Origin of the sequence: Mammaliicoccus sp. Dog046 (assembly GCF_034039665.1) — a bacterium.
Taxonomy (GTDB): domain Bacteria; phylum Bacillota; class Bacilli; order Staphylococcales; family Staphylococcaceae; genus Mammaliicoccus.
Genome location: NZ_CP120131.1, coordinates 1,444,536 through 1,457,463, shown reverse-complemented (window position 1 = coordinate 1,457,463; position 12,928 = coordinate 1,444,536). Strand labels below are relative to the sequence as shown.

General features: G+C 33.6%; 9 protein-coding genes. 6 read left to right on the top strand and 3 right to left on the bottom strand.

Going from position 1 to position 12,928, the window contains the following annotated elements; all coding sequences use genetic code 11:
* Positions 1-13: 13 nt before the first annotated feature.
* A complete protein-coding gene (gene mscL, locus P3U32_RS07330; RefSeq protein WP_323702459.1) occupies positions 14-373 on the bottom strand; it encodes a large conductance mechanosensitive channel protein MscL in 360 nt (119 codons plus the stop codon).
* A gap of 187 nt (positions 374-560) precedes the next feature.
* Between mscL and P3U32_RS07325 the strand changes: the two genes are divergently transcribed.
* From P3U32_RS07325 to menI, 3 genes are all read left to right on the top strand, one after another.
* Positions 561-2,186: a BCCT family transporter gene (locus P3U32_RS07325; RefSeq protein WP_323702458.1), complete on the top strand. Its 1,626-nt coding sequence runs from the start codon at positions 561-563 to the stop codon at positions 2,184-2,186.
* Between the two features lie 293 nt (positions 2,187-2,479).
* The gene (gene acnA, locus P3U32_RS07320; RefSeq protein WP_323702457.1) at positions 2,480-5,185 is read left to right on the top strand and encodes an aconitate hydratase AcnA; all 2,706 of its coding nucleotides are present in this window, start codon (positions 2,480-2,482) and stop codon (positions 5,183-5,185) included.
* Between the two features lie 104 nt (positions 5,186-5,289).
* Positions 5,290-5,736: a 1,4-dihydroxy-2-naphthoyl-CoA hydrolase MenI gene (gene menI / locus P3U32_RS07315; protein ID WP_323702456.1), complete on the top strand. Its 447-nt coding sequence runs from the start codon at positions 5,290-5,292 to the stop codon at positions 5,734-5,736.
* A 50-nt stretch (positions 5,737-5,786) separates the two neighbouring features.
* Here menI and P3U32_RS07310 read toward each other — a convergent pair whose 3' ends face one another.
* Both P3U32_RS07310 and plsY read right to left on the bottom strand, forming a co-directional pair.
* The gene (locus tag P3U32_RS07310; RefSeq protein WP_323702455.1) at positions 5,787-6,086 is read right to left on the bottom strand and encodes a HesB/YadR/YfhF family protein; all 300 of its coding nucleotides are present in this window, start codon (positions 6,084-6,086) and stop codon (positions 5,787-5,789) included.
* Between the two features lie 13 nt (positions 6,087-6,099).
* Positions 6,100-6,681, bottom strand: coding sequence for a glycerol-3-phosphate 1-O-acyltransferase PlsY (gene plsY / locus P3U32_RS07305; protein ID WP_323704853.1), 582 nt, complete (start codon positions 6,679-6,681; stop codon positions 6,100-6,102).
* A gap of 154 nt (positions 6,682-6,835) precedes the next feature.
* On the opposite strand from plsY, the gene parE reads away from it, so the two are divergent.
* From parE to P3U32_RS07290, 3 genes are all read left to right on the top strand, one after another.
* The gene (gene parE / locus P3U32_RS07300) at positions 6,836-8,884 is read left to right on the top strand and encodes a DNA topoisomerase IV subunit B (RefSeq protein WP_416361218.1); all 2,049 of its coding nucleotides are present in this window, start codon (positions 6,836-6,838) and stop codon (positions 8,882-8,884) included.
* Positions 8,884-11,298, top strand: coding sequence for a DNA topoisomerase IV subunit A (parC, locus tag P3U32_RS07295; protein WP_323702453.1), 2,415 nt, complete (start codon positions 8,884-8,886; stop codon positions 11,296-11,298). The genes parE and parC overlap by 1 nt, the downstream gene beginning before the upstream one ends.
* Before the next feature lie 85 nt (positions 11,299-11,383).
* Positions 11,384-12,925: a glutamine transporter AlsT gene (locus tag P3U32_RS07290; RefSeq protein ID WP_323702452.1), complete on the top strand. Its 1,542-nt coding sequence runs from the start codon at positions 11,384-11,386 to the stop codon at positions 12,923-12,925.
* The last annotated feature ends 3 nt before the right edge of the window (positions 12,926-12,928 follow it).

Below are 12,928 nucleotides of genomic sequence, written 5' to 3'. Positions count from 1 at the left end.
CAATATGTAGAACTTACTTTTCACGTAAAGCGTCACGGATTTCTGTAAGTAATACAGTTTGTTCGTCAAGTTCTTCTTCAACTTCACCTTTTTTCATTACAGTATTTGCAATTTTGATAAAGATAAATAATGCAAATGCAACGATGATGAAATCAATGATTGATTGAATGAATAAACCATATTTAATTCCCATAAGTGACCATTTTTCAGCGAAGTCTACTTCACCAAAGATTAAACCAATTAATGGCATGATTACATTCTCTACTAAAGATGTAACAATTTTGTTAAAGGCAGCACCAATAACAACGGCGATTGCTAAATCTAAAACGTTACCTTGTAAAGCAAAGTCTTTAAATTCTTTTAATAATGACATATTAAACACCTCCTCATCGACATTATCATACAGTAATATTTATAAAAATGAAATAGTGAATTTGATTTTAATTATATAATTTGGTAAAGTATTGTCTGTTGTTTTCTATAAATGTATATATATAGGATTAAAAACAATGAAATCGGGAATACATATTTGGACTATGAAAATTGAGAGGAGAATGAAAATGTCTAATTTGCCATCACAACCTAATGGCAGGAAATTATCAAGTGTTTTCACAGCAGCGCTCATTGTAATTGCCATTATAGTAGGCTTAGGTGCAATTTTCCCAGCGAAATTCGGTGAAGTTGCGAGTGATATTAGTAATTGGATTTCTACATATTTTGGTTGGTACTACATGATTATTACAATTGGTATGGTATTTTTCTGTATTTTTATTATTTTTAGCCCAATTGGTAAATTGAAATTAGGTAGACCACAAGATAAACCGGAATTTAATACAGTATCATGGTTTGCAATGTTATTTAGTGCTGGTATGGGGATTGGTTTAGTATTCTATGGTGCAGCAGAACCAATGTCTCACTATTTAACGCCGCCAACAGCGACGCCAGAAACGAAAGCAGCAATGACAGAATCAATGCGTTCTACATTCTTACATTGGGGATTTCATGCATGGGCAATTTATGGCGTAGTTGCATTAGCACTTGCATATGCTCAATTTAGAAAAGGTGAACCAGGATTATTATCAAAAACGTTACGACCATTATTAGGTGATAAAGTTGATGGTCCTATCGGTACGATTATTGACGTATTATCAGTATTCGCAACTGTTGTAGGGGTAGCAGTATCACTTGGTATGGGTGCTTTACAAATTAATGGAGGATTAGAATATTTATTTGGTGTTCCGAATAATATTTTTGTCCAAGGTATCATTATTGTAATTGTTACAATCCTATTCTTAGCTAGTGCTTGGAGTGGATTAAGTAAAGGGATCCAATATTTAAGTAATACAAACTTAGTATTAGCATCTATATTATTAATTGTTACTTTAATCTTAGGTCCGACAATCTTAATTTTAAACATGTTAACGTCTTCTACTGGTGCATTATTTGATACGTTCTTGTTTAATAGTTTTGACGTTGCGCCATTAAATGAACAAAAAAATAAATGGCTTAATTCATGGACACTATATTACTGGGGTTGGTGGATGAGTTGGAGTCCATTTGTTGGTATCTTTATCGCACGTGTTTCTCGTGGACGATCTATCCGTGAATTTATTTTAGGTGTTATGCTTGTACCGACAATCATTAGCTTTATTTGGTTTAGTGTATTTGGTGTAACAGGTATTGAAGTAGGTAAAAAAGTGCCTGAAGTATTCAAAATGTCGACTGAAACACAATTATTCGGTGTGTTTAATGAAATGCCAATAGGAATTGCATTGTCAATCTTAGCTTTAGCATTAGTATGTGTATTCTTTGTTACTTCTGCAGATTCAGCTACATTTGTATTAGGTATGCAAACAACTCATGGTTCATTAAATCCATCGGGAATGGTAAAAGTTATCTGGGGTATCGCACAATCATTGATTGCATTTGTATTATTATTATCAGGTGGAGACACTGGTTTAGGTGCATTACAATCAGCAGCAATCATTTCTGCTTTCCCGTTTAGCTTTATCATAATATTAATGATTATCGCATTCTATAAAGATGCGAACCAAGAAAGAAAATATTTAGGCTTATCAATCACGCCAAACAAGCATCGTATGAAAGAATACGTTGAAAAGTCAAAGCGTGAATATGAACAAGAATTAAAAGAACAAAGACGTTTAGAACGAGAAATGGAAGAATAATGATTGAAGCGTTTATCTTGAGGAAAGGATTCCTTAAGATAAACGCTTTTTTTATTTTGCGAATATTAAAGATTAATTATCAAACAAATCAAAATATAGTTGATAATCATTATCATTTAATAACTAAATTTTATGAATTTCCAAATATACATAAGAAAAACTTATGGTTCCGTATTATAAACTTGAATGGTAAATATACTTATTTTTAAGGGGAATGTGTTGTTTTACTAAAGTATTGATTATACAATTGTAATCGAAGCATTAACTTGCACAATTTTAAAGGGGGAACAAAAATGAGCTCAAGTTTAAAAGAACAATCTAAGAAATCTTTTGAATTGAACGGTAAAACATACACGTTTTATAGCTTGAAAACGTTAGACGAATTAGGATTATCAAACGTTGAAAAGTTACCATATTCAATTCGTGTATTATTGGAGTCAGTTTTAAGACAATTCGATGGACGTGTTATTAAAGAAGAACATATCATGAATTTAGCTAAATGGGGTAAATCAAACGATGCAAATGCAGAAGTACCATTTAAACCATCTCGTGTAATCCTTCAAGATTTCACTGGTGTACCTGCAGTAGTTGATTTAGCATCATTACGTAAAGCAATGAACGATGTTGGTGGAGATGTATCTAAAATCAATCCAGAAGTACCCGTTGATTTAGTAATTGACCACTCAGTTCAAGTAGATAGCTATGGTTTACCAAAATCATTAGAAATGAATATGAAATTAGAATTCGAACGTAACATTGAGCGTTACCAATTCTTAAATTGGGCAACAAAATCATTCGATAATTATCGTGCCGTACCACCTGCAACTGGTATCGTTCACCAAGTAAACTTAGAATATTTAGCAAGTGTTGTACATGTTCGTGAAGAAAACAATGAACTTGTAACATTCCCAGATACATTAGTTGGTACAGATTCACATACAACTATGATTAACGGTATTGGTGTTCTTGGTTGGGGTGTTGGTGGTATCGAAGCAGAAGCAGGCATGTTAGGCCAACCTTCATACTTCCCAGTTCCAGAAGTTATCGGTGTTAAATTAACAAATGAATTACCTCAAGGAACTACAGCTACAGACTTAGCTTTACGTGTTACAGAAGAATTACGTAAAAAAGGTGTTGTAGGTAAATTTGTAGAATTCTTTGGCCCTGGCGTTGAGAAATTACCATTAGCAGATCGTGCAACAATTGCTAATATGGCACCTGAATACGGTGCAACTTGTGGTTTCTTCCCAGTTGATGAAGAATCATTAAGCTACTTACGTCTTACAGGTCGTTCAGAAGAACAAGTAGAAGTTGTTGAACAATACTTAAAAGAAAATAACATGTTCTTTAAAGCTGAAAATGTTGAGCCAACATACACAGATGTTGTGAATTTAGATTTATCAACAATTGAAGCATCATTATCAGGACCTAAACGTCCTCAAGATTTAATTACATTAAGTAACATGCAAAAATCATTCGTTGATTCAGTTACTGCTCCAGCTGGCAACCAAGGTCATGGTTTTGACAAAGCTGAATTTGATAAGAAAATTGATATCGCATTACCAGACGGTAAAAATACTTCTATGACTACAGGTGATATTGCTATCGCAGCAATCACTTCATGTACAAATACTTCAAATCCTTATGTAATGTTAGGTGCTGGTTTAGTAGCTAAAAAAGCAATTGAAAAAGGATTAAAAGTACCTGAATATGTGAAAACATCACTTGCACCAGGTTCTAAAGTTGTAACAGGTTATTTAAGAGATGCTGGATTACAATCATACCTAGATCAACTTGGCTTTAATCTTGTTGGTTATGGTTGTACGACTTGTATCGGTAACTCAGGTCCATTATTACCTGAAATCGAAAAAGCGATTGCTGACGAAGATTTACTAGTAACTTCAGTGTTATCTGGTAACCGTAACTTCGAAGGTCGTATCCATCCACTAGTGAAAGCAAACTATTTAGCATCACCACAATTAGTAGTTGCTTATGCATTAGCAGGTACAGTAAATATTGATTTACAAAATGATCCAATTGGTAAAGGATCAAATGGCGAAGATGTTTATTTAACAGATATTTGGCCATCAATTGAAGAAGTTAAAGATACAGTATTATCTGTTGTAACGCCTGAACTATTCAGAGAAGAATACAATTCAGTATTTGAATCTAATGAAATTTGGAATCAAATTGAAACAACAGATCAACCATTATATGACTTTGATCCAACTTCAACTTATATCCAAAATCCAACATTCTTTGAAGGGTTATCTAAAGAACCAGCGGATATCCAACCTTTAAGCGACTTACGCGTTATGGGTAAATTTGGTGACTCAGTAACAACTGACCATATTTCTCCTGCAGGTGCGATCGGTAAAGATACACCAGCTGGTAAGTACTTACAAGACCATGATGTTGCAATTAGAGACTTTAACTCATACGGTTCTCGTCGTGGTAACCACGAAGTAATGATGAGAGGTACATTTGCTAATATTCGTATTAAGAACCAATTAGCGCCAGGTACTGAAGGTGGTTATACAACTTATTGGCCTACAGAAGAAGTAATGCCAATATTTGATGCATCTATGAAATACCAAGAAAATGGTACTGGTTTATGTGTATTAGCTGGTAATGACTATGGTATGGGATCATCTCGTGACTGGGCAGCTAAAGGTACAAACTTATTAGGTGTTAAAACAGTTATTGCACAAAGTTACGAACGTATTCACCGTTCAAACTTAGTGATGATGGGTGTACTTCCATTACAATTTAAACAAGGTGATTCTGCTGATAGCCTTGGATTAACAGGTAGAGAAGCCATTTCTGTTGATATTCATGAAGGTGTTAAACCACGTGATATTCTTAAAGTGACGGCTACAAGCGAAGACGGTAAAGTAACTGAATTCGAAGCTTTAGCACGATTTGATTCTGAAGTTGAAATTGATTACTACAGACACGGTGGTATATTACAAATGGTATTGAGAAATAAATTAGCATAATACATTATTATGTTGTTATGTAAAAAAGCCAAACTGTGAAAACAGTTTGGTTTTTTTATTTATGTTATGATATGAATAATGATATGAGAAAGAGGGATAAATGAATGATTTATAGTGAAACACCGATAGATGTAAGATATGCAGAAACAGATAAAATGGGTGTTGTATATCATGCGAATTATGCAATTTGGTTTGAGGTAGCACGTACGGATTATATATATAAAGCCGGGTTTAGTTATGCAGATATGGAGAATGCGGGAATCATTTCGCCAGTCGTAGATTTGAATATTAAATATAAACAATCCATCACGTATCCAGAGCGAGTTATTGTGAAGACATGGATTTCTCATTATTCACCGATAAGATCCATTTATTCATATGAAGTGATAAATGAAAATAAAGAAGTCGTTTGTACCGGTACTACAACGCATGTATGCTTGAAAAAAGGAACAAACAGACCTATTAGATTAGATAAAAGCTTCCCAGAATGGCATAATGCTTATTTGAAAATTCATGAAGAAACAGAGCAAGGTATTGACCGTAAATTATAAAAAAAGCAGATAAATGTCGGATGTGTACGACGTTTATCTGCTTTTAAAATTTAATTTGAAGTTCTTGCTACATATTTTATTTCATCGTTATCATTTAAATCAATAACTAAATCATTGCCTTCGAAATACCATAAATCTTTTTCATCGATGAAAAAGGGAATATCGTCCTTCTCGTCTTTAAAGCCTATTTCTGATGTGCTTAGTGGTTCAACTGTAAAAGCAGGTGAGAACCCTTGTTTTAATTGAAATTCGCCACCATAACGTACAAAGAATCTAAGTGCTTGATCATCAGTAAAATCTAATTCATTCTTAAACCAATTCATAGCTTTATCTGTAATTTCTAGATTCATAGTGCATGCTCCTTTACATCCATTTGATTTTTGGTTCATTACCTGCAAATATTCTAACAATATTTGAGCGATGCCTTACAATTAATATAACCATTATAGCGAAAGAAACAATTATAAATGGTATATCTCCTATAATAATAGCACCTATTAAACAACATATACCCGCAATCATACTTGATAATGATACATATTTTGTAAAATATAATACAAGTATAAAAATAAGTGCAAGACTTAAAAGTAATAATGGGTGTACACCAAGTACAGCTCCAGCACTTGTTGCTACGGCTTTACCACCTCTAAATTTCAAGAAAATCGGATATACATGACCAATAACTGCGCATATACCAACGAATATACTTGGTACATCTACGTTAAACCATAACGGAAAGAATACTACAATAAATCCTTTAAAAATATCTAGGAACATAACAATAAATCCGGCTTTTTTACCTAAAACTCTAAATGTATTTGTGGCACCTAGATTGCCACTTCCAAAATTTCTAATGTCTTTTTTATAAAATAATTTACCTAATACAAGGCCACTAGGGAAACATCCAACTAAGTAGCTAAGTATAATAACAACAAATGTCATTATTGAAACACTCCTTTATAGCAGGTACTAATAGTTTACCATAACTGCAATTACGTTACTATTTAAAATATACCCGAATGACCATATTATAAAGTGAAATTGTACCCCTATTACGGATAGGACTTGCATTTTCTAGGGATTTATAACAAAATAACTAATGTATAGCAAAAGAAACGAACGTACGTTTGTAGGAGGAGTAATATTGAATAAACAAGCAAAGGTTCAATATGGTGAAGATTCAATACAAGTACTTGAAGGGTTAGAAGCAGTTAGAAAAAGACCTGGTATGTACATTGGATCAACAGATGTTCGCGGACTTCACCATTTAGTATATGAAATCGTAGATAACTCTGTTGATGAAATTTTAAATGGATTTGGTACAGAAATAGAAGTTACCATCCATAAAGATAATAGTATTTCTATAAGTGATAATGGACGAGGGATGCCAACGGGATTACATAAGACTGGGAAACCAACTCCTGAAGTAATCTTTACAGTTCTACATGCAGGGGGTAAATTTGGCCAAGGTGGTTATAAAACATCAGGCGGATTACATGGTGTAGGTGCATCAGTAGTAAACGCTTTAAGTGAATGGTTAGAAGTAACGATTTATAGAGATGGTCATATTTATAAACAGAAATTCAAAGATGGCGGGACGCCTGTAACAACATTAGAGAAAAAGGGGAAAACACGTAAAACAGGTACTACTGTGCATTTTAAACCAGATGCAAAAATCTTCAAATCAACAACGCATTTTAATTTTGAAACGTTAAGTGAGAGATTACAAGAATCTGCTTTCTTATTAAGAGCGTTAAAAATTAAAATTACGGATTTAAGAGAAGATGAACCAAGAGAAGTCGTCTATCATTATGAAGAAGGTATTAAAGAATTTGTTAAATATTTAAATGAAGGTAAAGATGTACTACATGATGTGGCGATGTTCAGCGGTGAATCGAATCAAATAGAAGTTGATATAAGCTTCCAATTTAACGATCAATATTCTGAAACAATCTTAAGTTTCGTGAATAACGTACGTACGAAAGACGGCGGTACACATGAAACAGCATTAAAAGCTTCTTTCACAAGAGTATTTAATGAATATGCTCGTAAAATTGGGGAGCTTAAACAAAAAGACAAGAATTTAGATGGTAGTGATATCCGTGAAGGATTAACTGCAATCATTTCAGTAAGAATACCTGAAGACTTATTACAATTCGAAGGACAAACGAAATCTAAACTGGGTACTACAGAAGCACGTGCTGCAGTTGATTCAGTTATGTCAGATCAACTTCCATTCTATTTAGAAGAGAAGGGTCAACTTTCTAAATCATTGCTGAAAAAAGCAGTTAAAGCATCACAGGCACGTGAAGCTGCTAGAAAAGCACGTGAAGAAGCACGTAACGGGAAAAAGAATAAACGTAAAGAGACTTTACTTTCTGGTAAATTGACACCAGCTCAAAGTAAAAACACCGAAAAAAATGAACTTTATTTAGTTGAGGGTGACTCTGCAGGTGGTAGTGCTAAACTTGGTAGAGATCGTAAATTCCAAGCTATTTTACCATTAAGAGGTAAAGTAATTAATACTGAAAAAGCGAAACTCGAAGATATATTTAAAAATGAAGAGATCAACACAATTATTCATACAATTGGTGCAGGTGTAGGGGCTGACTTCAATATTGAAGATAGTAACTATAACAAAGTAATTATCATGACCGATGCTGATACAGATGGTGCGCACATTCAAGTCTTATTATTAACATTCTTCTTTAAATATATGCGACCACTGTTAGAAGCTGGAAAGGTTTATATCGCTTTACCACCATTGTATAAGGTAGAAAAAGGTAAAGGTAAGAGCAAACAAGTTGAATATGCTTGGACAGACGAAGATTTAGATGCACTGATGAAGAAAATTGGTAAAGGATTCACCTTACAACGATACAAAGGTTTAGGGGAAATGAATGCTGATCAATTATGGGAAACAACGATGGATCCTGAAACACGTACACTTATTAGAGTGAGTATTGATGATGAAGTGCGTTCTCAACGACGAGTAACAACATTAATGGGTGATAAAGTAGAACCACGTCGTGAATGGATTGAAAGACATGTTCAATTTGGTATGCAAGAAGATCAAAGTATACTTGAAAGTGATGATGTTCAAGTATTAGATGATGAAATTGATAGAACAGAGGAGGAAGTTAAGTAATGGTTGAACAAATACAAAACCTTCCTTTAGAAGATGTAATTGGAGATCGCTTTGGTAGATATAGTAAGTATATTATTCAAGATAGAGCGTTGCCAGACGTTAGAGACGGCTTGAAGCCAGTTCAACGAAGAATATTATTTGCTATGTATAAAGATGGGAATACGTTTGAAAGAAATTTTAGAAAAAGTGCTAAAACAGTTGGTAACGTAATCGGTAACTATCACCCACATGGCGATACTTCCGTTTATGATGCTATGGTTCGTATGAGTCAAGATTGGAAGTTAAGACATGTATTGATAGAAATGCATGGTAATAACGGTAGTATCGATAATGACCCACCAGCAGCAATGCGTTATACAGAAGCGAAGTTAAGTAAATTAGCAGATGTCTTGTTACAAGATATTGATAAAGAGACAGTAGAACACGTTCAAAACTTTGATGATACTGCAATGGAACCAATGGTATTACCAGCTAGATATCCTAACTTATTAGTGAATGGTTCAACAGGTATTTCTGCAGGATATGCAACTGACATTCCTCCACATAATTTAGGTGAAGTTATAGATGCTACATTAAAGCTAATTGATAAACCTAGTGCATCTATTGATGAGTTACTTGAATACATTAAAGGACCTGATTTTCCAACTGGTGGTATTATTCAAGGACTAGACGGTATTAAGAAAGCATATAAAACCGGTAAAGGTAAAATTGTAGTACGTAGTAAGGTAGAAATTGAAACAATCAGAGGCGGTCGTGAACAAATCGTCGTTACGGAAGTGCCTTTTGAAGTGAATAAGGGTACACTTGTCAAAAAAATTGATGAGTTACGTGCGGATAAGAAGATAGAAGGCATTATGGAAGTTCGCGATGAGACGGATAGAGAAGGTTTACGAATTGCAATAGAACTTAAAAAAGATATTAACAGTGAAGGTGTACTTAATTATTTATATAAAAATACAGACCTTCAAGTGCTTTATCATTTTAATATGGTCGCAATTAATAAACGTCGCCCTGAATTATTAGGATTAAAGCAGATTCTCGAAAGTTATATTGAACATCAAAAAGAAGTCGTTACTAAACGTTCTCGATTTGAACTATCTCAAGCAGAAAAACGTATGCATATTGTTGAAGGATTGATAAAAGCATTATCTATTCTTGATGAAGTAATCGAAACAATTAGAGCTTCTAACAATAAACGAGATGCTAAAGAAAACTTAATCGAAAAATATGAATTTACAGAAGCACAAGCAGAAGCAATTGTGATGTTACAATTATATCGCTTAACTAATACAGATATTGTTTCACTTGAATCAGAATACGATGAGTTACAAAAAACAATCGAAAAACTAAAAGACATACTTGGTAATGAATCTTCATTATTGAAAGTGATCAAAAGTGAATTGAGAGCAGTTCGTAAAGAATTTGCAAACGATAGATTAACAATTATCGAAGAGAAAATTTCTGAAATTAAAATTGAAAAAGAAATCCTCGTACCAAGTGAAGAAACAATCGTTTCTGTAACACATGATGGTTATATTAAAAGAACGTCAAATCGTAGTTATCAAGCGAGCGGTGTTGAAGAAGTCGGCTTGAAAGACGGCGATTATTTACTTAAACATGAGCGAATGAATACGCAAGATACGCTTATTGCGTTTACTTCTAAAGGTCACTACTTGTTTATTCCTGTACATGAAATCGTTGATTTGAAATGGAAAGAATTGGGTAAACATATATCTCAAGTAATTCCTATTAGTGATGATGAAAGAATTATTGACGTTTATAAGGAAACGGATTTCAAACCGTCAACGAACTATATCATTGCAACGAAAAATGGCATGATCAAGAAATCAACAAATGATAAATTTAAAGCGACGAGAATTACAAAACCTTTAGTAGCAATTAAATTAAAAGGTGATGACGAAGTTGTTTCAGTCTTGAAAATTCAAGAAGATGAAATCATTACGGTTATTACTGAAAAAGGCATGAGCTTAACTTATGACACAGACGAATTATCGGATATTGGATTAAAAGCTGCGGGTGTTAAATCGATTAATCTTAAAGATGACGATAAAGTAGTAATGACTGAAACATTACCAAGTGATCAATATGTCTTAATTGTTACTGACCGTGGATCAGTGAAACGAATGAAAGCAGACCAATTTGTTCCAGCTAAAAGAGCACAACGTGGTTTAATGATCTTAAAAGAATTAAAATCTCGATCTCATAAAATCGTAAATGCGTTAACAAGTTCTGAAGAAGAAAATTGTATTATTTCGTCAGAAAAAGATAAAACAAAAGTAAATACGAATGAATTTAATTTTAGTGAACGTTATACAAACGGTCGATTTATAGTCGATGAAAATGACTTTGGGCAAGTATTGAATGCATATTTTGAAGCAAAAACAATTGAATAAAAAGATATAGTCAGATGAAAAATCACATGGTAAAATCAGGATAGCGTTTTACTTTGATTATATTATTTAGAATTGAGGGATTTCTTTGAAGAACATTGATAGTTATATCCCAAGTTGGTTTACTAATTTTGTACAATGGGGTAATGATTTAATTTGGACTCAGAACTTAATTTTTCTTTTGCTATTAGCAGGTCTGTTTTTTACATTAAGTTCTAGAGTTGTTCAATTAAGATGGCTACCTGAAATGTTTAGAGTCATCTTTGAAAAACCTGAAACACTTGAAGATGGTAAGAAAGGTATTTCTTCTTTCCAAGCATTTGCTATAAGTGCAGCTTCTCGTGTTGGAACAGGTAATATCGCCGGTGTTGCTACAGCGATTGTATTAGGTGGTCCTGGTGCAGTGTTTTGGATGTGGGTTATTGCATTTATTGGTGCAGCCAGTGCTTTCTTTGAAGCAACATTAGCACAAGTCTATAAAGTAAAAGATAAAGAAGGCGGCTTTAGAGGCGGCCCAGCTTATTACATAGAACGTGGGTTAGGGCAAAAATGGTTAGGTGTTATTTTCGCAATATTAATCACTGTAACATTTGCATTTGTATTTAATACTGTTCAATCAAATACAATCGCTGCGTCTTTAAATGAGCAATATGAATTTTCAAATGTGGCAACAGGGGTAATTCTTGCGATTATTACTGCGTTAGTTATCTTTGGTGGTGTTAGAAGTATTGCTACAGTATCTTCTTTCATCGTGCCTATTATGGCAGTCGGCTATATTATTTTAGTAGGTTATATTCTATTCATGAATATCGATCAAGTTTGGCCAATGATACAAAACATCATTAGAAGTGCATTTGGTTTACATCCTGCATTTGGAGGGGCAATTGGTTTTGCTGTTATGCAAGGTATTAAACGTGGATTATTCTCAAATGAAGCTGGTATGGGTTCTGCAGCCAACGCAGCAGCAACTGCAGCAGTAAGTCACCCAGTGAAACAAGGGTTAATTCAAGCATTAGGTGTATTCTTTGACACAATGATTATTTGTACAGCGACAGCAATCATGTTGTTATTGTATACAGATTTACAATTTGGTCCAACTGCCGACCAAGGTGTAGCTGTTACGCAAAAAGCTTTAACAAACCATGTAGGTGATTTTGGTGGTATTTTCTTAACGATTGCAGTATTTATGTTTGCCTTCTCATCAATTATCGGTAACTACTATTATGGACAATCTAACATTGAATATTTAACAAAGAATAAATTTGTAATGTTCTTATTTAGACTTTTAGTAGTAGGTATGGTGTTTATAGGATCAGTTGTTCAAGTACAAACAGTTTGGGATACAGCAGATTTATTTATGGGTCTAATGGCTATCATTAATATCGTGGCATTATTTGGACTTGCAACTGTTGTATTTGAAGTTACTAAAGATTATAGAGCGCAAAGAAAACGTAAGCTCAATCCTGTATTCAAAATTGAAAACATAAACGCTAACTTCAGAAACATCGAAGCTTGGGGTAACAACCCATATAATAGAGATGAAAAACATAGTAATCAAACAGAAACGAACAAACAAGCAACAACTTTAGATAAAGAACCAAGTGAAGATCACAAAGATAAAGAATTATAAAAT

Coding starts and splice junctions, on each gene's coding strand:
- mscL (WP_323702459.1), bottom strand. CDS start 373: ATGTCATTATTAAAAGAATTTAAAGACTTTGCTTTACAAGGTAACGTT.
- parC (WP_323702453.1), top strand. CDS start 8,884: ATGGTTGAACAAATACAAAACCTTCCTTTAGAAGATGTAATTGGAGAT.
- parE (WP_416361218.1), top strand. CDS start 6,836: ATGTATAGCAAAAGAAACGAACGTACGTTTGTAGGAGGAGTAATATTG.
- P3U32_RS07325 (WP_323702458.1), top strand. CDS start 561: ATGTCTAATTTGCCATCACAACCTAATGGCAGGAAATTATCAAGTGTT.
- P3U32_RS07310 (WP_323702455.1), bottom strand. CDS start 6,086: ATGAATCTAGAAATTACAGATAAAGCTATGAATTGGTTTAAGAATGAA.
- menI (WP_323702456.1), top strand. CDS start 5,290: ATGATTTATAGTGAAACACCGATAGATGTAAGATATGCAGAAACAGAT.
- acnA (WP_323702457.1), top strand. CDS start 2,480: ATGAGCTCAAGTTTAAAAGAACAATCTAAGAAATCTTTTGAATTGAAC.